We start from the raw sequence: 24,852 nt of genomic DNA, 5'->3' as shown, positions 1-24,852 counted from the left end.
TACAAGTCATTCATTTTAAGCTATTTAATTAATTTCTTACTTTCTTTTTATTCTATGCTTCTGAGGCCTTATAGTAATATCCGTTATAACTACATCCGGGCTTTGCGTAACTATTGACTTTACTAAATCGCCTATTATTTCACTTCTTATATAAAAATCACTTTCTGTATCATCTTCACTAAAATTGGCATTTCTGTAGAAATTGGATTTTGTCATATCCGGATGAATGCACACAACTTTAACCCCTGTCCTTCTAACTTCAGAAAACAGGCTTTCCGAAAAATGGCTAAATCCAGCTTTAGTAGCCGAATATGCACAGCCGTATGTACTTATATCTTTTGCAGTAACAGAAGATATATTTATAATTGTACCTTTATTTTTTTTTAAGTCTCTTAAAAGTATACTGGATAATATCATAGGTATTTCCAAATTTGTAGATACCATATCATGTATTTTTTTAGGATTAAGTTCCTCATGAGGTCCAAAATACCCTACCCCCGCATTATTCACAAGCAAACATATATCATTCTCATTTTTTATTCTGCGTATAACCTCGCAGAGTCTATTTACATCAGTTATATCGCAAACTTGTTTTATAAAATTCGGATTATCTATTTTTGCTTTTGAAAAATCTCTTCCAAAGCCATATACTTTATAATTCATTTCTATGAGCTTTTTTGAAATTTCCAATCCTATACCGGACGATGCGCCGGTTACAACTGCTGTTTTCATATTTAACAATTTCACCTCCATATTTTATTTTTCAATATACTTTTATATAAATATTTTTTCTCTTTCAACATATTTTGATATAAGCTTACATACAAAATCAACCATAGCTTTTCTATGTAATTCAGAATATGTACAAACTCCATCTTTAGTTTTAAAAGGATATGAAAGTATTACAGAATTAGTATTTACCTTTTTTATGTTTTTTAAATACTCTTTAGATATTCTAAATACACCTACACTAACATCTTCAATACTCGCTGGTGAAATGCTCTCAAAAGTTTGTTCTACACAATCTTTATAATATTTTTCCCAATTTTTAATATATAAAAGAGGATCAAAACATATTCTAACTTTCCACCCTTTAGATAAAGCACTTTTTACACTCACAAGCCTTGATCTGAAATCAGGAGTATTTTTTTCATACTTTTTAGATATTTCCTCTGGAGAAAGAGTCCAGGCAATTATTACATTATCACATGGTTTCAAATCTTCTACACTTTTAAAATTTGTACTCTTAGTCCTGATTTCTATTTTTAAGTTTTCATGTACGCTGGCAAACTCTATCCATTTTCTAGTAAACATTGTAATCTTCTCAAAAGCTAAAATATCAGTATCATATGATATGCATAAATATACAGAATGTTTTTTTAAAAGTTCTTCAACTTTTTTAAAAGTATCTTCTAAATTCACAAATATAACTACATTTGCAGAAGAATACATTCCCTGGAGATAACAGTATTCACAATCATAAAGACAATTTATTATAGATGAAGTATAATAAAAATATTCATTTCCAAAGTCTTCACACACATCTGCACCTTTATAAATCAAATTTCCTTCATTAACAGCAAGTATTAACTTAGGAGATTCTTTTTGAACAGCAAAATCCTGATTTTTTCTGCAAAATACATCTTTATAATGGTTTATTCTTATAATATTAGAATTTTTAAAATTAGAAAGTATAAATCTTGTATTTTCGTTTTTAAAAGCCTTATCCTCTACATAAATGTGCGAGAAACTAGAACATTTCAAGCTGTTCAACAAGTTTTTCAAAATACATCTTCCCCTCATATTTGGATTGACAATAAATCTGGGTAAAAGGCTCCAAAGCCAGTATCAAATTTTCATTCCTAATTTTATAACCCTTCGCTAATTTTTTTAATTCATTCTGCATGGAAACAGATAATTTTAGATTATCCACTATTTCACTTATATAATCCATATCCCTTTCAGAAAAAATATCCTTTGGTTTTGCAATTTCACTGTTTATATCAAGTATCCAGCTGCATATATTCTCACAATTGAATTTAATTAAATTTGCAACATCCTCTTTTTTTAAATTATCGCTATCTAGATAATCAGATACAATTTTCAAACAATAAATTCTATGCTGCGGCATAAATATAGATACAGCTTCAAAAAAAGCAGCTGATTCCATATCCACAAAATCTCCACATATATTGTCATTTAAGCTTGATTTTTTTACTACATTATTAAAACTCTCTATGCTTCCCTCTTTAAATGGATGCTTAAATATCATGTCAGGATAAAATTCTCTCTTGTCTGAATTGTTTATTATTTTATTGCATAGTACTGCTGTACCTATTTTCACATTATAATCGATGCTTCCACAAATCCCAACATTTAAAAATGTGTCATATTTATTTGCTTCAAATTTAGTTATCAAGTAAGTACACCCGCAGGCTATATTTATACTTCCTGTTCCTGTAACTATAAAAATAACATCATCATTTTTAAATACTTGAAATTTATTTGAAGTATTGTCTCTTTTCAAAGAAAATCTATCTATAAAAGGCTTTGCCTCACAATACAAAGCCGCTGCTATAAAAATCATATAAACACTCCCAGTATAAAAATTATAGTAATTTCTATATAATTATACACTAAAGTTAATTTCAATACATTAATATAAGGACAACTAAATTATAAAAGTTGTCCCTTAGATTTTTACTTTATTCCTCTTTTTAGATATCTTTCTATTCTAAAACTCCAGTCATCATAGACCTCATTATACTCACTGTGAATTACATTTAAAAAATCTCCAAGCACACCCAAATTATTTAACCCTTTCATTAAATGTCTTGGATAAATGCATCTTTTAGAATAGTTATTTTTAGGATCAATAACATTTATATAAAAATTATCATCTAAGTATAAATCTTTGCACCTTATGTCAAGTTTCGTAAACTTAAGTTTTTTAAATTCTTTTAAAAGTTTAATTAAGTTACTGCATATCTTGTGATTTAAACCATTTTTCTTAATATAATAATCAAGTCTCTCACCTTTTGCATAACTTCTCACAATATAGTGTGAACCACAAAAATAAATATCAGGAAAGTGTTTACTTTTACTTGTTTTTTTAAGAATGCTATACTCACTTGCACATACAACTTTGCTTTTGAAAATTTTAATAACCCTGTTATGCGGGAGCAAATACACTATTCCATTATGTCCCACCCCCAAAAATTCTCCACTTCTGAGAAGCTTTTCCCCCCTATCATCCAACTGAATATAATAGCCAACATTTTTATTCATAACGTTACCTTCCATAATTGCTGTTAATATATTCTATGACTTAATAGATGTTTAATTGACTCCAAAATAATCCAATTATATTTTTAATTTTTCACTGCAAGCTACCGAGAGATTATCCCTAACCTGCATAAGCAATCTTCTCATTATTATTTTTTCCTCATATGTAAAATTTCCAAAACATTCCCTGTCTATTACCTTCATCATACGTATAAGTTCAGTGCATATTTTTCTGCCTTTTTCAGTTATATATACTCTATATATTCTTTGATCACTTGTATCATGTTTTCTTTCAACAAGTCCAATTTTCTCCATTCTTTTGATAGTTACTGTAATAGTTGCTGGTTTTATACATAACTCTTCAGATAATTTTTTTTGACTCTGTCCATTGTTTTTACTTAATGCAAAAAGCAGAGCATGTTGTCCTGGATAAATTCCTATTTTTTCAAATAAAGTATATGTACGATAATAATGTAACTTCATGATTTGAGAAAATACAATATAAAGTGAATCAGTTTTTTCATTTCCCATTTTGTTTCTCCTTTTGTTTACATTTAATTAGGCAACTAATATTTTATTATAATATCATCAGTCAAATGATTAGTCAATAAAATAACTTTAAATTATATATCTTTTATGTTTTAAATATTTAGCATGCTAACAAAAAACAGGTATATACAATTCTTTTAATCAATTAATTGCATATACCTTTATATTTTTAATTTAAACTATATTTTTAATATTTTTATCTGTATTCTGAAAATACATCAAGCTCATCTTCATCTACATTATTGGCTTTTACCTTTGTCATAGCTCTGAATGTATCAAGAGATGTTATGACTTCTATATTTCTTTCAATAGCAGTTCTCCTTATATGGAAACCGTCCCTTTTGGAATCATTTCCTTTAGTTGGTGTGTTTATAACAAGATCTACGTCTTCATTTTTTATAGTATCTATTATATTAGGTTTTTCTTCCTTCATCTTCCTAACTTCTTTTACTTCTATTCCATTGTCCCTTAAAAGCTTTGCTGTATTCTTAGTTGCTGCAAATTTTATTCCAAGCTTATTTATTTCTTTTGCTATAGGCAAAAATTCCTCTTTGTCATGATCACTTATAGTTGCAAGTATTGTCTTTATACTGCTATTTGAAAACATATTAGCCGCAATAAATCCTTTATAAAGTGCCTCTGTAAGATTTTTTCCAACTCCAAGTACCTCTCCCGTAGATCTCATTTCAGGTCCAAGTGAAACCTCAACATTTGGCAGTTTTTGAGTTGAGAAAACCGGAACTTTTACAGCAACAATACTAGGCTCTTTTGAAATTCCAGTTCCATAACCTATGTCGTTAAGTTTTTCACCGAGCATTACTCTTGTAGCTATATCAACTATAGGTACATTCGTAACCTTGCTTATATAAGGAACAGTTCTTGAAGCTCTTGGGTTAACCTCTATTACGTATAGCTCTCCCCTGTACTCTATAAACTGTATATTTATCATACCTTTTATGCCTATTCCCAAAGCTAGTTTTTTAGTATAATCAAGTATCTTATCTTTTATTTCCCTGGTTATATTTTGACTTGGATACATAGTTATACTATCCCCCGAATGCACACCAGCTCTTTCCAGATGTTCCATGATCCCAGGTATAAGTATATTTTCTCCATCGCATATAGCATCTACTTCTATTTCTCTTCCCATCAAATATTTGTCTATAAGTATAGGATTTTTCTTGTCTTTAGCAAATGCCTTCGACAAATAATATACAAGTTCTTTTTCATTATAAGTTATTTCCATTCCCTGACCACCAAGTACATAAGATGGTCTTACAAGTACAGGGAAGCCAACTTTCTGTGCTTCCTTCAGTCCTTCATCTATTGTCCATATACCTTTTCCCTTTGGTCTTGATATGTTAAGATTTTCAAGAAGTTCATCAAATTTTTCCCTGTTTTCAGCTGTATCTATTTGATCTGCTGTGGTTCCGAGTGTTGCTATATTTTTCTCTTTTAAGAATTCAGCAAGCTTTATAGCTGTCTGACCGCCAAATTGAAGTATTACTCCATAAGGTTTTTCCTTGTCAATTACACTAAGTACTTCTTCTTCAGTTATAGGTTCAAAATATAATTTATCTGAAATATCAAAATCCGTACTAACTGTTTCAGGGTTGTTGTTTATGATAATTGTCTCTATATTTAGCTTTTTAAGTATCTTTATGCAGTGAACTGATGCATAATCAAATTCTATTCCCTGACCTATTCTTATTGGTCCAGAGCCTATTACAATTACCTTCTTATTATCTGATACCTTTACTTCATCTTCCTGTTCATAGGTTGAATAATAATAAGGTGAAAGTGCTTCAAATTCTCCGCCGCAGGTATCTACCATTTTATATGCCGGCTTTATATTCCATATAGTTCTAAGTTTATATACCTCATCAGGAGATACCTTTAACATATCAGCTATTCCCTTATCCGAAAACCCTTTTTTCTTAAGAAGGCTTAACCAGTCCTTGTCAAGATCATCTATAGTGCTTAATTTAAGCTTTTCTTCCTGATCTATTATCCACTTAAATTTATATATAAAGAATTTATCCATTCCTGTAATTTCGCTTAATTTTTCCACTCTATATCCACGTCTTATCATCTCAGATAAAGCAAATATTCTCTCATCGTCAGGGTATACAATTCTATCTTTAAGTTCAAGCATACTGAGATTTTTGAATTTATCATAATCAAGTGAATATTTTCCTATTTCAAGTGATCTTATTCCCTTCAAAAATGCAGCTTCAAAATTGCTTCCTATGGCCATAATCTCACCTGTTGCCATCATCTTTGTTCCAAGTTCCCTATCTGCTCCCTGGAATTTATCAAAAGGCCATTTGGGGATCTTAACCACTACATAATCAAGAGATGGTTCAAAACATGCAAAAGTCTCCTTTGTAACTGCATTCTTTATCTCATCCAAACCATATCCAAGTGCAATTTTTGCGGCCACTTTCGCAATAGGATACCCTGTAGCTTTTGATGCAAGTGCCGATGAACGGCTGACTCTTGGATTTATTTCTATAACTGCATACTCAAAAGAATTTGGGTTAAGTGCAAGCTGTACATTACAGCCTCCTTCTATTCCAACTTCATTTATTATATTGATAGAGGCAGTTCTAAGCATCTGGTATTCTTTATCTGAAAGAGTTTGACTTGGTGCAACAACAATACTGTCTCCTGTATGAATTCCAACTGGATCTATATTTTCCATATTACATACAGTTATACAGTTTCCAAAGCCATCTCTCATAACTTCGTACTCTATTTCCTTCCAGCCTTTTATACTTCTCTCAAGAAGCACCTGACCAATAGAACTTAACTCAAGTCCTGTCTCCAGTATATCTTCAAGTTCCTGTTCATTATTTGCAATTCCACCGCCTGTACCTCCAAGTGTATACGCAGGTCTTACAATTACAGGATACCCTATTTTCTTTGCAAATTCTTTTCCACTCTTTATGTCAGTTATTATTTCACTTTCTACCACAGGTTCACCTATTTTATTCATAGTATCTCTAAAAATTTCTCTGTCTTCACCTTTTTTTATAGACTGTATAGAAGTACCTATTATATTGACATTGTACTTTTCAAGTATTTTCTTTTCGCTTAACTCAACTGCAAGGTTAAGTGCTGTCTGTCCGCCCATTCCTGCAAGTAAGCTGTCCGGTCTTTCCTTCTTTATAACTTTTTCTACAAATTCTACAGTAAGAGGTTCTATATAAACTTTATCCGCTACCTCCCTGTCTGTCATTATGGTAGCTGGGTTACTGTTTATAAGTATAACCTCTACTCCTTCTTCTCTTAAAGATTCACAGGCCTGTGTACCTGAATAATCAAATTCCGCTGCCTGACCTATAATTATTGGTCCCGATCCTATAACTAATACTTTTTTAATACTTTTATTTAAAGGCATAAACCCTATCTCCTCTCAATATCCTATATTAATTTATTTAAAGCGCATATTTTAGAAATTCATCAAATATATAATTATTATCAGCAGGTCCTGGACATGCTTCTGGATGGAATTGTATAGAGAAAATAGGAAGTTCCTTATGTCTCATTCCTTCTATAGTTCCATCATTAAGACTTATATGTGTTGTCTCCATTCCTTCTGGAAGTTTATTTACATAATAGCCGTGATTTTGGGATGTTATATGTACTCTGTTGTGCTTTAAATCCTTAACCGGATGATTGCAGCCTCTATGCCCAAACTTCAATTTAGCTGTACTTCCTCCAAGTGCAAGTGCAAGAAGTTGATGTCCTAAACATATTCCAACTATAGGCTTTCTTCCTATAAGTTTTTTTATGTTTTCTATTTCACTTCCTAAATCACATGGGTCTCCAGGTCCATTTGATAAAAATATTAAATCAGGATTTACCTTTAATACTTCTTCCGCTTTTACATCTTCTCTAAATACTGTAACTTTGCATTTTCTGTCTGTTAAATTTTTTATTATATCATTTTTAATTCCAAAATCTATAACAGCAACGTGTTTTCCTTCTCCATCTATAGAGTAATTTTCTTTAGTTGTTACTTCTCTTACTGCATTTTTATTTGAAAAATCTCCTATTTCATCCTTTACATTATCAAAATCTACATCTTTTACAGTTATTATTCCCTTCATAGTTCCCTTATTTCTAAGTATCTTAGTAAGTGCTCTTGTGTCAATTCCAGAAAGCCCCATAATTTTATTTAACTTCAAATAATCTTCAAGCTCCAGCTCTGATCTAAAATTACTGGATTTATTGCAATTTTCTCTAACTATGAAACCTTTAACCTTAGGACATTGTGATTCCATATCCTCTAAATTAATACCATAATTTCCTATAAGAGGATACGTCATTGTTACAATCTGACCATAATAAGATGGATCTGTAAGTATCTCCTCATATCCTGTCATTCCGGTATTAAAAACAACTTCTCCTATAGTATCTTCAAGGTAGCCAAAAGCTTCTCCCTGAAAAATGATTCCATTTTCTAATATAAGTTTTGCTTTCATAAACATGCCTCCTGTATTTTCATAGTAAAAATACACCTATATATTTTAAAAAATAAAAAGGTAATAAAAAAACTATTTATAGAAATAATTTTTCCATTACCTATATGTTTATATACAAAACTATTCATTTTTTTAAATACATAAAAAGACTTATACATATTTATATACCTCTTTCTGGCCTCACAGGACCAATTTAAAGTGCATTTTTTACTTAAATTCTTAAAGACTATTTTAATTTAAAAATAGATTCATGTCAAGTCCGTATTTTTCAAATTTCATTTATAAAAAAGAAGATAGCACAAACTATCTTCTTTTTTTATATACTTTTTTTATAAAGAACATCTTTCACTTTTCTTTACATTCTTAATTGTTGCTATATTTATAATTTCTGATTGAAATGCCTTAAGTAAAGCTTTTTCAAGGACTTTTTCATGATCAAAATTTTCTATATCCGTGCATATTGCGTATACTTTATTTACATCTCCATATAAATTCTGATAAGTTAAAGTAACATTAGGTTTATTATATTCTACATCTACTATTTTTAATCCCCATGAAATTTGAGCAAATTTATCTTTTACGCTTAATTTAGTCAAATTCTCTAATTTTTTTGCATCTTCTGAAGGATTATCTATTATTATTAATTCATCGCCAACTTTATATTTACTCATATTAACCAGCTCCCTTGCATAATTTTTTATAGTTATTAAAATAATAATATTTTTTCTTTAAATTAATTATACACCTCATTATATATTTTATACAAGCTTATTGAGATACTTTTAACAAACTTCCTATGATTTTTCTTCCATTTTATTAAAAATAGAAAATGAAAACGCTAAAGAAATTATATTTAAAATAATTAAGCATATAAATATCATATGTAATCCTGAATTTAATGAGTTTTTCACTATATTCTGAGGTATAGTTAAATTTATATTTGAAGATGAATAAAAATTATTTGAATTTACTCTAAAAATACCTATTTTAGATAAATAATTTACGATACTTAAATTAAAAATATTTCCCAAAATACTAACGCCTATAGTTTGTCCTAAATTTCTCAAAAGAGAATTTGATGCAGTAGCTACTCCTCTCATATCATAATCGACAGAATCTTGTACTGCCATAGTTATAGTTGTAAAACTACCTCCAAATCCAAATCCAAGTATACAAACATATAATATTACAAAAATAAGAGAAGATTTCAGCCCCAGAGTGTACAAGCATATGCTTCCCAATGTTATAATAAGCAAACTGAATGTTATTACATTTTTTTCACCATATTTAGTTATTTTTTTATCAATAAAAAATGCTGATAAAAACCATGTAACAGACATAGGTGCCATGACAATTCCAGATACAGTTGGACCATATCCACGTATATTTTGTATATAAATAGACATATACACATCGATGCCAATTAACGCCGAAGAAGATATAAAACTTATTATATTCACCATTATATTTGATCTTGTAAATATTTCAAATGGCATAATAGGATCTTCAGCTCTTTTTTCTACCATATAAAATATGAGAATGAACAATGTGCTAGCTGAAATGCATAAAACAATTCTCAAATTGCTATCACCTGACATAAATCCTAAAAGCAGTGATGAAATTGCAGCAGTCATGAAAAATATTCCTTGACAATCTATTTTTACAATCCTCTTTTTAAAGTTTTCCTTAAGATTTTTCTGAAGCAATACTATAGAAATTAATCCAAAAGGTATATTTATGAAAAAGATCCAGTGCCATGACAATGTATCTATCAGAAATCCACCAATAAATGGTCCAACCAGACTTGATATTCCCCATGCACTGCTAAGCCAGCCTTGTACCTTTGCCCTTTCTGAAAAAGAGAATTCATCACCAGCTATTGTATATGTAATCGTATATATGGCACCTGCACCCATGCCCTGAAGTCCGCGAAAAAATATTAATTCATACATATTTCTAGATACTCCACATAAAAAACTTCCAAGTAAAAAAACGGCAATTCCAATAGAAAGAGTATTTTTTCTACCATATAAATCAGAAAATTTTCCATAAACAGGTGTAGTTATAGAAGTCGTTAACAAATAAAGTGAAAATATCCAGCTTATAAGTTTGAAACCATTTAAGTCCTTGACAATAGTCGGCACAGCTATTGTCACAACTGTACTCTCCACCGCTGCAAGAACCATTGCCACTATTATGGCAATAACTATTCCCCTCTTTGATGATTCCATTAAGTATCACTTCTCCAATTTTACTATCACTCAGTTAGTTTTATACATTTGATTATATCATAGTTTTAAATTCAAGATGTAAAATTAATACTTTTCTTTAATCCATTCTCACCTAATATTGTATTTTTAAAAATCTCCCTTGTTTCACTTAGATAATCATCAGGTGAAATCATGGAGGGACTAAAGTGAGTTAACCACAATTCCTCTACATCCGCCTCTCTCGCAAGCTCTGCAGCCTCCCTAAATAACATGTGTTTATATTTAATGGCTTTCTCTAACTTTTTGTCATCACCATAAGTTCCTTCGCATATAAATAAATCAGAATTTTTTGCGAAATCAATCAGTTCTGGAATAGGCCTTGAATCAGTACAGTAGGAAACCTTTAATCCTTTTCTACAGCCTCCAAGTACCATATCAGGTGTATACAAATTTCCTTTATATTTTACATCTTCACACTTTTGAAGTCTGCTCCATATATCAATAGGTACGCTATTTTTAACAGCCTTTTCTCTATCGAATTTTTTATTCCTTTCCATATATACAGAATAGGCAAAACACGGAATCCTATGATCTACAGATAAAATATTTATATTAAAATCTCCTATCCTTTCAGAATAATTTTGTTTTCCTGATAATTCTATTATATTCAATTTATACGGAAGCTCGGGAGCTATAACTCTCAATCCATTTATTACACTATTTAATCCATCAGGTCCTACTATACTTAAAGGTTCCATCCTTCCTGAATTTGCTATAGCAAGCAGAACTCCAGGCAGCCCTGCTACGTGGTCAGCATGAAAATGTGTAAACAAAATTCCATCTATGGTTTTAAATCCTAACTTAAATATTTTTAAACTTACCTGAGTTCCCTCACCGCAATCTACAAGCAATTTTCTTCCCTTGTAAGAAACTACCATTGAAGTGAGAAATCTATTATAGGTTGGCATTCCTCCACCACATCCAGCCAAACATACGTCCAACATATTAATTACACCTTTCTATTATTTTATTTTTTAATTTATAATTTAACCTATACTGTAATATTTATTTAATGATAAAAAATACTTCAATCTATTTTATGTACTTCTAATATGTAGTATAATACCATTAATATATGAAAAGGATGATTTTTATGAAAGAAGCTATATTAAATTTACTAAAAAAAAATAATGATGATTTTTTATCAGGCCAAATAATAAGTGAAAAACTAAATGTAAGCCGTACATCTATATGGAAACACATAAATATCCTTAAAAAAGATGGTTACATAATAGATTCGTCTTCAAAAAAAGGCTATAAATTAATTTCTTCACCAGACATTTTAACTTATGAAGAAATAAAAGATCACCTTCATACCAAATACATAGGTAAAAATTTTTTACACTTTGATACAATAGATTCAACAAACACTGAAGCAAAAAGACTAGCAGATAATGGTGAACCCTGTGGTACCGTCATAGTTTCAGAAGAACAGAACACAGGTCACGGCCGTCTTGGCAGAGCCTGGATTTCTCCTAAATATAAAGGCATATGGGTATCCATAATACTGCGTCCTGAAGTAAATCCAATAAAGGTTCCTAAAATAACCCAGGTAGGTGCAGCTTCCATGATAAATGCCCTGAAGTCTTTAAAAATAGATGCTCAAGTAAAATGGCCAAATGATATAATTATAAATCATAAAAAAATCTGTGGAATACTCACTGAAATGAGTGCGGAATTAAATAGAGTACACTATGTAGTCATGGGTATAGGTATAAATGCAAATTTGGATAAAGAAGATTTTAGTGAAGATGTATTTAAAAAAGCTACATCTTTAAAAATTGAAACAGGATCAAAAATTGACAGAAAACTTCTGATTGCCAATTTTCTAAATGAATTTGAAGAGCTATACAGTGAATTTTCTACAAATTCCACTGTAAAAAAATCCATAGATATATGTAAAAAGAACTCAGCCATTATAGGTAGGGACATAAAAATAATATCTGACGGCGTTGAAACTTATGCCAGAGCAATAGACATTTCTGAAGAAGGCCAGCTTGTAGTTAAGTATCAAGATGGATCAATAAAAAATTTAATATCCAGTGAAATATCTGTAAGAGGATTAAATGAATACATTTAATCCTCTTATTTCAATTTAGAGTTAAAAGTATAAAATCATTATTAAAATGCATACTAATAGCAGCCTTAATAAAATTTAAAGTTTGGGAAGTGATACTTTTATGCTGCTTGTAAAAAATGCTGATGTATATGCTCCAGAATCTATAGGTAAAAAAAATATTCTTATATCCTCCGATAAAATAATTTATCTATCCTCCAAAATAGATTTCCCTGATAAAAACTTTCCTGAAATCAAGGTACTTGATGGGGATGGTTTAACCGCCGTTCCAGGTATTATAGATTTGCATATGCACATAAATGGTGCAGGAGGAGAAGGTGGTTTTACCTCAAGAACACCTGAGATGTCACTTACAGATTTCACAACAAATGGCATTACCACATGTGTCGGGCTTCTTGGAACAGATGGAATTACAAGGAGTATGGGAAGTTTGATTGCAAAAGCAAATGCCCTTCAAATAGAAGGAATAACCACATATTGCTGGACCGGATGTTATGAAGTTCCAACAAGAACACTTACAGACACAGTCCGAAGCGACATAGTAATGGTAGATAAAATAATAGGAGCCGGCGAAATAGCCATATCCGATCACAGGAGCAGCTATCCTTCCTACCAGAATTTAATACATTTAGCAAGTGAGACCAGAGTTGGAGGATTAATATCAGGAAAATGCGGGATACTCCATCTTCATGTGGGCGATGGTAAAGATGGATTAAAAACTCTATTTGATGTAATAGATCATTCTGAAATTCCATTTGAAAATCTTCTTCCAACACACGTAAATAGAAATTCACTTCTCATAAAAGAGTCCATGGAATATGTTAAAATGGGTGGATTTGTAGACATAACCACAGGAATTAAAAATGAAGGTGATTCTGCCGTGTCCGCCTGGGAACTTTATATAGATATGATGCAGGAAGGCTTCTCACCCTACAATATAACTATGAGCTCTGATTCAGGCGGTAGTATGCCTCTATTTGATGATAAAGGCAAAATCACAAAACTAACCGTAGGTTTTCCAAATACAGACATTAGAACTATAAAAAGTTTAATTGAAAAAGGTATGCCTCTTGAGCTTTCATTAATTCCACTTACATCCTCTCCAGCAAATCTTTTGAAATTAAAAAATAAAGGCCATATAAAAGAAGGCTTTGATGCCGATATACTCCTTTTAGACAAAAACTTCAACATAGTTTATGTAATATCAAAGGGTAAAATTATGGTTGATAATTATAAAGCTTCTATATACGGCAGCTTTGAAAACAAATAAATATGTATTTTAAAAAAATATATACTATGCTATAATAAGATAGGTTTTATAATAATTGTTCATAATAATTTATTTAGTTGTTCATAAAAATAAGTTAAAAAGGAGTTAAAATATATATGAGTCTCAAAGAAAAAATTTCGCAATATTATACTAAATCCTATTTAAAAAAATATGGTGATAGATTGACACAAGTGCAGGGAACTGTAATATCTGTAAAAATCAAGGCCAAAACCATATTATGGATATTCAATACATTGAAAGTAACTCTTCTTGTAAGACCGGAGAGAAGTAAAAATATATCAAAGTGTACTTATTCAAAGAAAAGATGGTTCAAAAAGCCTGAATTCATACCTGTGAGTCAGGGAAATTTTGTATTGGTTCAAGGTCTCAAAGGAAAAAGAGGAAAAGAAAACAGAGAATTGGTAGAACTTATAAATATTAGAAATATGACTACTAAAAAAGATTTAATACCTATAGAAGGAAAGGTTCCGAAGGTTCAGAGAAGAACTCAAAGATTCAGATAAAAGCAGCTGTTTCAAGATGATTTTTAGATTTCTAAGTCATCTTTGAAGACAGCTGTTTTTAGTTTAATTATTTAAAGTACAAATAAAGGCTGTTTATAAGTGCTATTATTCCCGAGAAGAAAATAACTATGCACCACTGTATTAAATTTAAAGGTGAGGTATGAAAAACAGTCTGTAAAAAAGGAACATAGCATATAGCTAAAACCATACATATAGAAACTGATATTGCTCCTAAAAGATATTTATTGCCAAATAAATTTATTTGAAATATAGGATGATTTTCAGATCTGCATTCAAAAACGTGTACAAGCTGTGACATTATAAGGGTAGCAAGAGCCATAGTTCTAGCAGTTCTAAGTCCAAATCCATAATACTGACCTACTACAAAAGAAAATACCGTACATGTTCCAATAAGTCCACCTCTTACAAGTATCTTCTCTGTAAGTCCTCTTGCAAATATGCTTTCATTCTTCTTTCTTGGTTTTTCTTTCATTATATCCCCTTCTGGAGGATCTACACCAAGTGCAATAGCAGGAAGACCATCTGTTGCAAGGTTTACCATAAGTATTTGTATAGGGAGAAGAGGTATGGCAAGATTAAATGCAGAGGCTAAAAACATTGTAAGAACTTCTCCTAAATTACATGACAGTAAATACCTTATAAATTTTCTTATATTATCATATATTACTCTTCCTTCTTCTACTGCAGATACTATAGTTGCAAAATTGTCATCTAAAAGTACCATCGAGGATGCTTCTTTTGTAACATCCGTACCTGAAATTCCCATACATATACCTATATCTGCTTCTTTTACAGCAGGTGCATCATTTACTCCATCACCTGTCATGGCTACCACTTTATTTTTTGATTTAAAAGCCCTAACTATTCTCAACTTATGTCTTGGTGTAACCCTTGCAAATATAACTTTATTTTCTACCTGCTTTAAAAGTTGCTCGTCTGTTAATTTATCCAGTTCTTCACCCGTTATAACTTCAGATTGAGATTTACATATGTCAAGATCATGCCCTATTGCAAAAGCAGTATTTTTATGATCACCTGTTATCATAACAGGTCTTATTCCAGCCATTTTACACTCTAGCACTGCATCTTTGGCTTCCTTTCTTGGAGGATCTATAATACCTGCAATGCCAACAAAAATCAAATCATCCTCTATGGATCTACCTTTAACAAGATTTCTTTTCTTATAAGCTCCCCCTATACACCTGAGGGCATTATACGACATATCTTCTATAGCTTTCAATATTTTATTTTTTTCATTTAAGCTTAAAATTGTTACCTGACCCCTGTCCAGTACATATCTGCATCTTTTTATTATCCTCTCTGGAGCACCCTTTACATAACATATCTCATCATTTCCTTCTTTAACTATTACAGACATCATCTTTCTATCAGAATCAAATGGAATATCATATATTCTATTTGCCTTATCAAGAAAGTTCTTTAAACTCTTCGTGTCATCAAAATATGCTTTTATAAGTGCCGTTTCTGTAGGATCACCGATAAGACTGTCTGAAATGCTTTTTTTATCTATATCAAATTTACAATCATTACAATATGTAAAAATTTTTTTTAGCATAGTATTTTCAGGTATTCTACCTCTTTCCATGCTATACATTCTTCCATTAAAGTACATTGCTTTTACAGTCATTTTATTTTCTGTAAGTGTACCTGTCTTATCACTACAAATTATAGAGGTACAGCCAAGTGTTTCTACAGCTGGCAATTTTCTAATAAGAGCATTCCTCTTAAGCATTCTGGATACCCCGAGTGCAAGGGCAACTGTAACTATAGCTGTAAGGCTTTCTGGAATTGCTGCTACAGCTAAGCTTACTCCAAGCAAAAACATCTCATATTTATCCTCGCCCCTCATTATTCCGGTAACAGTAACTATTGCACATACTATTATACAAAGTATGACAAGCACTTTTCCTAAATTATTCAGTTTTTCTTTAAGGGGTGATGTATCCTTGTCTATGCTCTCCAGCATACCTGCTATTTTACCCATTTCAGTTTTCATGCCGGTGCCAATAACTCTCGCCTTGCCATTACCCGTTAATAGTATTGTACCCATGTAAATTGTGTTGTCACCTTTACGTGAATTCTTGCTAACTCCTTGAGATTCACCAGTCAAAAGTGATTCATCTACCATAAAATTACTATCCTCAACAAGCATACAATCCGCTGGAATTTTATCTCCACTTTCAATAACCACCAAATCCCCTACTACCAGATTTTCTGCATTTATAACTTTTATTTTTCCATCTCTTATTACCTTCGAAGTAGGTGATGCCATATTTTTTAAAGCTTCCAAAGATTTCTCAGTTTTAAATTCCTGCGCAAATCCAAGTACGGAATTCATGATTATAATTATAATTATAGTTACAGCATCCGCTTTTTCTCCCATAAATCCTGAAATCACCGTAGCTGCAATCAAAACCCAGGTTATAAAGTCATTAAATTGAGACAGAAATATTTTAACAGGTGATACTTTTTTCTTTTTTTCAAATAAATTAGGGCCGTATTTTTTAAGTCTTCTCTCTGCTTCAACCTGAGTTAACCCCATTTCAATTTCCCTTTCATTAATCAATTTACATACCTCCACGTTAGTTTATATTCAATAATGTATATGCTGAATTATTCCACTTTATTCAGTGCATACTCAATACCAGGCCATATGACTATATAATTTTATAGAAAACTTCCTTTATAAACTGGAACTATTAGATATAATAATATATAATTATTATCAGTACATAAGCAATTCTCAGTACTTGTACACTGCTGACTCAATAAAAGGAGGAAAAATTTATGAATAACAAAGTATATATAATAGGACATAAGAATCCGGATACAGATTCAATATGCTCTTCTATATCATACGCTGAATTTAAAAATAAAATTGGGGTAGATGCAATTCCAGTAAGGCTTGGAGAATTAAGCAAGGAAACTCAATTTGCACTCGACTATTTTGGAGTTAAGCCTCAAAAATTAATCGAAACAGTAAAAACACAGATATCGGATCTGGATTTTGATAGCATAAATCCAATATCACCACAAACTTCTCTGAAAACTGCCTGGGCAATAATAAGAAAAAATAGTGTAAAAACACTCCCTGTAGTTGATGATGATGATAAACTTGTAGGCATAGCATCCCAGTCTAATATAACTTCATCATACATGGATATATGGGACAGCAATGTTATTCAAAAAAGTGGCACTACACTGGATAACATACTTGACACTCTTGCAGCTAAGTGCGTTTACTCTTCTAAAGAAAACAGGGAGTTCAAAGGCAAGGTAATAGTTGCTGCAATGCAGCCTGAAAGCATAACTGAAGTCATTGAGGAAGGAGATATAGTATTATGTGGTGACAGGGCAGACGCACAAAATGTAATATTAGATTCAGGTGCATCTCTGATGATACTTACAGGAAATCATGAAGTATCCGATGAAATAATAGATAAAGCAAAAAAATTAAACTGTACTGTAATAGTTTCCCCATATGACACCTTCACCGCAGCAAGATTAATTCCACAGAGTATACCTATAAGTTATGTAATGAAAAAAGATAATATAATATCTTTTAAAACTTATGATTTCATAGATGATGTAAGAGAAGTTATGCTTGATACCAGGTATAGAAGTTATCCTGTAGTAAATGAAGAAAACAAAATCATAGGAAGTATATCAAGATATCATTTAATATCTAAGAATAAAAAGAAAGTAATACTTGTAGACCATAATGAAAAATCACAAGCTGTAAATGGGCTTGAAGATGCTGAAATACTAGAAGTACTTGACCATCATAGAGTGGGAGATATAAAAACTGATTCTCCAATTTATTTTAGAAATGAACCTGTAGGATGTACAGCTACAATAATAGGTTCAAGATTTTTTGAAAATGGCATAACACCTTCTAAAAAAACTGCAGGACTTTTATGTGCCGCTATAATTTCAGATACCCTTCTATTTAAATCACCAACTTCAACTGAAACTGATAAAATGATGTTAAACAGATTGGCTTCTATAGCTGATATAAATCCTGAACAATTTGCAAACGATATGTTCAAGGCCGGCTCCTCTCTTGATGGAAAAACTCCAGAAGAAATATTAAAGCAGGATTTTAAGGTATTCAATATTAATGAAATAAAAGTAGGAGTTTCCCAAATTTCAACTATGAACCCTGAAAGCTTTAACCCGGTAAGAGAAGATATCGTAAATCTTATGGAATCAATGTGTAAAAGCGATGGCTTTGGATTAATGGTATTCATGGTTACTAATATATTGAAAAGTGGATCAGAATTAATTTCTATAGGTAAATACAAAGATGTAATATCTCAAGCATTTGATGTAAAATTAGCAGATAATAGCGCTTATGTACCTGGAGTTCTATCAAGGAAAAAACAGATTATTCCACCACTCACTAGTGCTTTAATTAACATTAATAAATAATCTTAAAATAACTAAAGAGGCATTAAAAAATGCCTCTTATATTTTTATGCTTCTATTTTTAAATTTTCATCCTCATCTTTACCAAGCAACTTCTTGAAACATGAAATAGCAACCATAAGTCCAAGAGCCATTAACAAAATTGCAAATATCAGTTGCAGTCCATCTGTAAGAAATACAAAATTACTTGTTACAAATATCTTCTTTAAAATACTGATAGTAGCTTGTACTAATGCAGTAAAAGTAACTACTAACATTACACACATAGGAACCCAGAGCATAAAGCCTTTACGACCAGTGGCTCTAAGAAATACAGCTAATGTAATAAGTACTAATGCTGAAAGTAATTGATTAGCTGAACCAAATAATGGCCAAACATTGTTGTATCCTCCAAGAGAAAGCATTAATCCAACAGCAAGAGTAATAATTGTAGCAACATACTTGTTACTCATCAACTTAGAAAAAGCTGAAATATTACTTGTATCTGTATTATTATCTAAAAATAATTCCTGAAAAGCCATACGTCCAATACGTGCAACAGAGTCTAAAGATGTCAGTGCAAGAGCAGATATACACATTGTCATAACACAAACAGCTATATGCTGTGGAATACCCAATAATTGAAGGAATCCTGCTACAGATCCGGCAAAAATTGAAAATGGAGTTCCAGCTGGCAGCTTTCCACCAACAGCAACAGAACCAGCAACAACAAGAGCTACTACTGCCAATAATGATTCAACAAGCATTGCACCAAAACTTATTCCTAGCATGTCCTTTTCATTTTTTACCTGCTTTGATGAAGTTCCTGATGAAACTAAACTATGAAATCCAGATACAGCACCACATGCAATAGTAATAAATAAAGTAGGAAATAGCATTTTTCCTTTCACCTCAAAGCCATTAAATGCTGGTAAATTCATAGAAGGATTTGCTACTATTACTCCTAAAACAGCACCTACAATCATAGCAATAAGTAAAAAAGCACTTAAATAATCTCTTGGCTGCATCAAAAGCCACATAGGTGTTATAGATGCAAGAAAAAGATAAACAAATACTACACCCAACCACACATTTTTACTAAAATAAAGTGGAAATGCAATTCCAACTGCTAACATTGCAATCAAAAGAATTAAACCTATAACTGCCTCAAGCCTTTGACTTGGCTTTCTATATTTAATATATAAACCAAATATCATTGCTACTACAATAAACAGCATTGATATAGAAGCTGCAGCAGCATTTGGAGTATTCAAACTACCATTTGGCTTGAATCCATTGAAGGTAGTTGCAACAATATCTGCAAACGCAGCAATAACCAGTAATGAAAACACCCAGGCAAATAAGGAAAATAATTTTTTTCCTGTTTTACCTATATACTGTTCTATAAGATAACCCATGGTCTTTCCTTCATTTTTAACAGATGCATACATAGCTCCAAAATCATGAACCGCTCCAAAGAAAATGCCTCCTATGAGAATCCATAAAAGCACCGGCAGCCAGCCAAACATAGCAGCAATAATTGGTCCTGTTACAGGACCTGCACCTGCAATAGATGAAAATTGGTGAGAAAATACTACTCCTTTTGGAGTTGGAATATAATCTTCCCCATCCTCCTTAGTATATGCAGGTGTTTTAGCTTTAGGATCAATACCCCATTTGTTAGCAAGCCATCTGCCATAAATAAGATATGCTCCTCCTAAAACTACGATAGCAATTCCAATCATAAGTAAACCATTCATTTTTTATACAGCCCCCAATATTTAAATGAAATATTACTGTAGAAAACCATAAAATTAGCCCCTTTTTATAGTTACTACGTTATAATATTAAAAGTATAGTATTGAAATAATACCATCTTACTTACTGCTTGTCAATAAAATTCGACACAAAGAAAGCTGCCATTTAATGGCAGCTTTCTTTTAATTTATTATATCATTTATATCTATAGTTCTCATCTTTAAGTGCTGAAAATTATTATGGTTACTTTTTACCTTGTGTTGATGTTTATAATTATCTTTCATTGAATAATTCTGATATGTTGGCATCTGCATGGAATCCATAGGACACCTCATATATGGATTCATAGGACAAAATGTACTTGAAGATGTAGGATACATACATGGCATGCCACAAATATAGGATGCATAGTTATACATATATAATTCCCCCCAAAATATTAAATCATTATATTATATGTATGTATAGCTAATAAATTTACAATAAGTATAAAATTATTAAATTTATATATAATTACCTTGATTTCATGCTGTTTATAAGTCCCCACATTTCATCTGAAGTAGTTAAAGCTTTAGAATTTAATTCAAAAGCTCTCTGTGCCAATATCATGTCTGTCATCTCAGTTCCCATGTCCACATTGGATTGTTCGAGATAACCTTGATTTATATTTGCATTATTATTTTGATAAACTTGAGTTCCCTGTTTGGGAGTATACAGATTATCTCCTATAGATATCATAGAATCCTGTCCAATTACATTATAAACATTTATTTTGCCATATAGCATATCTTGATTTCCATTCTTTATATAAACATACCCTTTACTGTTTACAACAAAATTATCATTTGTAAGTATCTGCCCATTTCCAGCAGCATTACGTATTATTTCAACCTTATTTCCATTACTATCTACAAGATTTCCTGCTTTGTCAACATTAAAATCTCCTGCCCTTTCATAAGCTACTTTGCTGCCTGGAAGTGTAACCCTGAAAAATCCCTGTCCATCTATAGCAAAATCTGTCTTTTTATTAGTTTCCAGTAAACTTCCCTGTTCTGTATTTCTAATCCACTCAGTAGTTTTAGTTCCGTCTCCACTTATAAGAGGTGTAGTTGCGCTGGAATTTACAGGATATCCAGCTCTATTTAAAGTTTCATACATCAAGTCCTGAAAATTTACATCTTCGCTCTTATAGCCAACAGTACTTGCGTTTGCTATATTGTTTGATATACTGTCCAATTTATTTTGCTGTGCATTCATAGCACTTACACTATTCCATATAGCTCTAAGCATATATTAAGTCTCCTTTCAAAATATAATTTCTATATCTTTCCTACCTCATTTATAAGCTTTTCAAGTGTCTCATCTATAGACTGAACTGCCTTCTGGTTAGTTTCAAAACTTCTCATAGTGGTAATCATATCTGCCATTGTACTCATTACATTCACATTGGAGCTCTCAAGGCATTTCTGTCTTACCGTGACATTTGCCTGTACAGGGTTATTTCCACTATATAAGTTGTCACCAATTTTAGTTAGATTATTGTAATTTCCAAAATCAACAGTATCAAACTTATATCTAGGTGTTCCATTTATACTTATATTTCCCTGTTCATCACATGATATTTTCCCATTTCCCACGTTTATCTCGCCAAGGGCGCCTGTCTGAATGTTCCTTCCAAGCACAGCATCACCACTGTCATCTACAAGTGTTCCATTTATATTAACATGAAAATGCCCATCTCTAGTATAATATGTATTGTTTGCATTGCCTTCCTGTCTTGATACCGTGAAAAATCCCCTGCCTTCAATAGCAAAATCTGTATCTACGTCAGTTTGTTTAATAGCTCCTTCACTAAATTCAGTATTTACTCCATTAATTTTGCTTCCAAGACTTATACTTCCTAGTATATTTCTTACGTTTCTTCCACCTTCTATTTTGTCATAATTTTGAAGAAGCATATCTCCAAAATCCGCAACAGAAAGATCATCTTGCTTAAATCCCACTGTATTTGAATTTGCAAGATTATTAGTTATAACATCCTGTTTTGCTTCTTGAGTTATCATGCCAGATACTGCTGAATAAAGACCCCTAATCATTTTTTACCTCCATTATCATTTATGACTTTCATATCCTGTGGATACTGCATTCCTAAACCTCTTGCCTTATCCTCTATTTGACTTTTACTCATTTTATAATTGATTTTAACCTGAATCATTACAGATGTGGCAAGAATTATCCCTATTCCTATTCCTATCAATATTTTTCTATCACTTAAAAAATCAAAGATATTGATTATTTTACGTATAATTCTTTTATTAATAACAATTCCCCCTTGCCAATACCAGTAATCTCAGATATTTTCTCTATAGCCACTTTATCATCCAACATTTTTTTTATATCATCTATTTTAACATTATTATAATTTTCAAATTTTAAATTTTCATTGCTTAAGCTTTCATCTTTTTTATCGATATTTTTACCAATGTCTTTATCAATATTGCTGTCAATTTCATTTTTTATTCCATCTTTTTTGTCATCAATGTGTTTTTCGTTCTTTAAATTTTCTATTTGTTTCTGAAGTTCAAAAATAGTTTCTCCAAATTCATGTCTCAGTTTTCCGACTTCCAAATCAAAATCTTTAACAGATCCTTCTTTATATTTAAGCTGAGTCCCAAATGAATTTTTTTCCTTAGAAACTGCCCTTACATTAAAAGCTATAAGTATTATTCCAATTAAAAAAAGTGTAACTACTTCCATGAAAATTTCACTCCTAAAATTTATATTTTAATTTAGTCATTGCTTTTTTTAAATGCATGATAGCTCTGCTGTGAAGCTGACAAACTCTAGATTCAGATACATTTAGAATATTTCCTATTTTCTTGAGTGTAAGCCCTTCATAATAATATAAAGTCAGCACAAGGTTGTCCTTTTCATTTAAAAGTTTCAAAGCTTTAGTTAGATATTCCAATTCTTCTTTTTTTTCAAGAACCATTTCAGGGCTTGGACTTTTATCATCCTCTATAGTTCCCATAATTGGAATTTCATCATCATCTGAAAATATATAATTTTCAAGTGACACTACCGATATATAATTTATGTAGTTTTCTATTTCAATCATTTGCTTTATACTTATATTCAATTTAGCTGATATTTCACTTGCGTTAGGCTCTCTTCCAAATTCCTTTTGAAGTTCTTCTACAGCTTGATTGTATCTATTAAGTTTATCAATAGCTCCTTTTGAAATAGGGCTGTTTTTTCTCAATTCGTCTATCATTGCCCCTTTTACACGGATAGATGCATAAGTTGAAAATTTCATTCCCTTATTTTTATCAAATTTACTTATGGCATCCATAAGACCTACAATCCCATAACTTATAAGATCTTCATATTCTATATATTTAGTCTTTCCTATTATAACTCTAGAAGCAATATATTTTACAAGTGGAAGGTACATTTTTACCAGTTCTTCTTTCATACCTAATTCGTTTTCTGTAATCATAATTACTCCTCCACTTCCCCCTTTTTTATTTGCTTTCTCATAATATCAAAAACCAATTTTATTATTTTTTCCCTACTATCCTCTTCTAAATCCAGAAATGTTATTCCACATATCAACAATTTATTTTGTGTATTTTTATCTATTCTGACAATTTTCCCTTTTACTGTTACATTATCATCTTTAATAGGTATAGTTACCATCAATGTGCTTCCCAGCCTAATTTCATTTTTATATTTCATATCTACAGACAATTTCATTCCTCCACCACTTATATTAAGTGAATTGGCATTAAAAAAATTTATCTGGCAGCTTAAATGCTTTAAATCTCTGCTGTCCGGAATAAGCACACATAAAACGTCATTTATAAGTGGAACCCTTACGAAATCTCTTCTCTGTGTTAATTTAATCTGATCAGGTTTTTTAATTTGTATCATCAATATTTTATCTGATTTTCTATCAAGTACTACCGTATAAAAACCATAAATTTTCTTTTCACGAAAATATATACACCTTATTCTGTCACCTTTTCTAAGGAGTAAGTATTTTCCATTATTTACAGGAAGACTTATTCCTATATAATCTTCACCTAAATCCTGAATATTACTTTTATAATATCTATCATCATTATCTACTTGTATCTCAATTTTACTATTTATATCAAAATCGATATCACATTCCATA

23 protein-coding genes are annotated in these 24,852 nt (G+C 31.1%); 4 read left to right on the top strand and 19 right to left on the bottom strand.

Features of this window, described 5'->3' with window-relative positions:
• Window positions 1–36 precede the first annotated feature (36 nt).
• The 10 genes from J2Z42_RS00410 to J2Z42_RS00365 all read right to left on the bottom strand — a co-directional run bounded on the left by J2Z42_RS00410 (window position 37) and on the right by J2Z42_RS00365 (window position 11,538).
• Complete coding sequence (locus J2Z42_RS00410; RefSeq protein WP_209700385.1) at window positions 37–732, bottom strand: SDR family oxidoreductase; 696 nt, start codon at window positions 730–732, stop codon at window positions 37–39.
• 42 nt (window positions 733–774) lie between these two features.
• Window positions 775–1,785 carry an SPL family radical SAM protein gene (locus J2Z42_RS00405; protein ID WP_209700384.1) on the bottom strand — a complete coding sequence of 337 codons (1,011 nt, stop codon included), beginning with the start codon at window positions 1,783–1,785 and terminating at the stop codon, window positions 775–777.
• Complete coding sequence (locus J2Z42_RS00400) at window positions 1,751–2,587, bottom strand: 5'-methylthioadenosine/S-adenosylhomocysteine nucleosidase family protein (protein WP_209700383.1); 837 nt, start codon at window positions 2,585–2,587, stop codon at window positions 1,751–1,753. The genes J2Z42_RS00405 and J2Z42_RS00400 overlap by 35 nt, the downstream gene beginning before the upstream one ends.
• 113 nt (window positions 2,588–2,700) lie before the next feature.
• The gene (locus J2Z42_RS00395) at window positions 2,701–3,288 is read right to left on the bottom strand and encodes a protein kinase (protein WP_209700382.1); all 588 of its coding nucleotides are present in this window, start codon (window positions 3,286–3,288) and stop codon (window positions 2,701–2,703) included.
• Window positions 3,289–3,363: 75 nt separating this feature from the next.
• On the bottom strand, window positions 3,364–3,816 hold the full coding sequence (locus J2Z42_RS00390; protein ID WP_209700381.1) for a MarR family winged helix-turn-helix transcriptional regulator: 453 nt from the start codon (window positions 3,814–3,816) through the stop codon (window positions 3,364–3,366).
• Window positions 3,817–4,030: 214 nt separating this feature from the next.
• Window positions 4,031–7,237, bottom strand: coding sequence for a carbamoyl-phosphate synthase large subunit (carB, locus tag J2Z42_RS00385; RefSeq protein ID WP_209700380.1), 3,207 nt, complete (start codon window positions 7,235–7,237; stop codon window positions 4,031–4,033).
• A gap of 37 nt (window positions 7,238–7,274) precedes the next feature.
• Window positions 7,275–8,324, bottom strand: a complete 1,050-nt coding sequence (locus J2Z42_RS00380) for a carbamoyl phosphate synthase small subunit (RefSeq protein WP_209700379.1) — start codon at window positions 8,322–8,324, stop codon at window positions 7,275–7,277.
• 329 nt (window positions 8,325–8,653) lie between these two features.
• Window positions 8,654–8,995 (bottom strand): hypothetical protein, encoded by a 342-nt coding sequence (locus J2Z42_RS00375; RefSeq protein ID WP_209700378.1) that lies wholly within the window; start codon window positions 8,993–8,995, stop codon window positions 8,654–8,656.
• Between the two features lie 123 nt (window positions 8,996–9,118).
• A complete protein-coding gene (locus J2Z42_RS00370; protein WP_209700377.1) occupies window positions 9,119–10,555 on the bottom strand; it encodes an MDR family MFS transporter in 1,437 nt (478 codons plus the stop codon).
• A gap of 71 nt (window positions 10,556–10,626) precedes the next feature.
• Window positions 10,627–11,538, bottom strand: coding sequence for a ribonuclease Z (locus tag J2Z42_RS00365; RefSeq protein ID WP_209700376.1), 912 nt, complete (start codon window positions 11,536–11,538; stop codon window positions 10,627–10,629).
• Between the two features lie 149 nt (window positions 11,539–11,687).
• Between J2Z42_RS00365 and J2Z42_RS00360 the strand changes: the two genes are divergently transcribed.
• From J2Z42_RS00360 to J2Z42_RS00350, 3 genes are all read left to right on the top strand, one after another.
• Window positions 11,688–12,674 (top strand): biotin--[acetyl-CoA-carboxylase] ligase, encoded by a 987-nt coding sequence (locus J2Z42_RS00360; RefSeq protein WP_209700375.1) that lies wholly within the window; start codon window positions 11,688–11,690, stop codon window positions 12,672–12,674.
• A gap of 100 nt (window positions 12,675–12,774) precedes the next feature.
• On the top strand, window positions 12,775–13,941 hold the full coding sequence (gene iadA, locus J2Z42_RS00355) for a beta-aspartyl-peptidase (protein WP_209700374.1): 1,167 nt from the start codon (window positions 12,775–12,777) through the stop codon (window positions 13,939–13,941).
• Between the two features lie 116 nt (window positions 13,942–14,057).
• The gene (locus J2Z42_RS00350; RefSeq protein WP_209700373.1) at window positions 14,058–14,465 is read left to right on the top strand and encodes a hypothetical protein; all 408 of its coding nucleotides are present in this window, start codon (window positions 14,058–14,060) and stop codon (window positions 14,463–14,465) included.
• 67 nt (window positions 14,466–14,532) lie between these two features.
• On the opposite strand, the gene J2Z42_RS00345 is transcribed toward J2Z42_RS00350, so the two are convergent.
• Complete coding sequence (locus J2Z42_RS00345; RefSeq protein ID WP_209700795.1) at window positions 14,533–17,070, bottom strand: cation-translocating P-type ATPase; 2,538 nt, start codon at window positions 17,068–17,070, stop codon at window positions 14,533–14,535.
• 224 nt (window positions 17,071–17,294) lie between these two features.
• On the opposite strand from J2Z42_RS00345, the gene J2Z42_RS00340 reads away from it, so the two are divergent.
• Window positions 17,295–18,938 carry a putative manganese-dependent inorganic diphosphatase gene (locus J2Z42_RS00340; protein ID WP_209700372.1) on the top strand — a complete coding sequence of 548 codons (1,644 nt, stop codon included), beginning with the start codon at window positions 17,295–17,297 and terminating at the stop codon, window positions 18,936–18,938.
• Window positions 18,939–18,982: 44 nt separating this feature from the next.
• Here the strand turns inward: J2Z42_RS00340 and J2Z42_RS00335 are convergent, their stop codons facing one another.
• The 8 genes from J2Z42_RS00335 to J2Z42_RS00300 all read right to left on the bottom strand — a co-directional run bounded on the left by J2Z42_RS00335 (window position 18,983) and on the right by J2Z42_RS00300 (window position 24,851).
• Window positions 18,983–20,674, bottom strand: coding sequence for a carbon starvation CstA family protein (locus J2Z42_RS00335; protein WP_209700371.1), 1,692 nt, complete (start codon window positions 20,672–20,674; stop codon window positions 18,983–18,985).
• A 180-nt stretch (window positions 20,675–20,854) separates the two neighbouring features.
• Complete coding sequence (locus J2Z42_RS00330) at window positions 20,855–21,091, bottom strand: hypothetical protein (RefSeq protein ID WP_209700370.1); 237 nt, start codon at window positions 21,089–21,091, stop codon at window positions 20,855–20,857.
• Window positions 21,092–21,185: 94 nt separating this feature from the next.
• Window positions 21,186–21,962, bottom strand: a complete 777-nt coding sequence (locus J2Z42_RS00325) for a flagellar hook-basal body complex protein (RefSeq protein ID WP_209700369.1) — start codon at window positions 21,960–21,962, stop codon at window positions 21,186–21,188.
• 29 nt (window positions 21,963–21,991) lie between these two features.
• Entirely contained in the window at window positions 21,992–22,768 is a 777-nt protein-coding gene (locus tag J2Z42_RS00320) for a flagellar basal-body rod protein FlgG (RefSeq protein WP_209700368.1), read from the bottom strand.
• Window positions 22,765–22,929 (bottom strand): hypothetical protein, encoded by a 165-nt coding sequence (locus J2Z42_RS00315; protein WP_209700826.1) that lies wholly within the window; start codon window positions 22,927–22,929, stop codon window positions 22,765–22,767. The genes J2Z42_RS00320 and J2Z42_RS00315 overlap by 4 nt, the downstream gene beginning before the upstream one ends.
• A gap of 35 nt (window positions 22,930–22,964) precedes the next feature.
• Window positions 22,965–23,429 carry a hypothetical protein gene (locus tag J2Z42_RS00310; protein ID WP_209700367.1) on the bottom strand — a complete coding sequence of 155 codons (465 nt, stop codon included), beginning with the start codon at window positions 23,427–23,429 and terminating at the stop codon, window positions 22,965–22,967.
• Between the two features lie 13 nt (window positions 23,430–23,442).
• Window positions 23,443–24,171 carry a FliA/WhiG family RNA polymerase sigma factor gene (locus tag J2Z42_RS00305; RefSeq protein WP_245331403.1) on the bottom strand — a complete coding sequence of 243 codons (729 nt, stop codon included), beginning with the start codon at window positions 24,169–24,171 and terminating at the stop codon, window positions 23,443–23,445.
• A gap of 2 nt (window positions 24,172–24,173) precedes the next feature.
• Window positions 24,174–24,851 (bottom strand): flagellar brake protein, encoded by a 678-nt coding sequence (locus tag J2Z42_RS00300; RefSeq protein ID WP_209700366.1) that lies wholly within the window; start codon window positions 24,849–24,851, stop codon window positions 24,174–24,176.
• Between the last annotated feature and the right edge of the window lies 1 nt (window position 24,852).

This window comes from Clostridium algifaecis (genome assembly GCF_017874415.1).
In the GTDB taxonomy this organism is placed as follows: Bacteria; Bacillota; Clostridia; order Clostridiales; family Clostridiaceae; genus Clostridium_B; species Clostridium_B algifaecis.
Note: the sequence above shows the minus strand (reverse complement) of the source record. Positions and strands in the feature narration are given on the sequence as shown.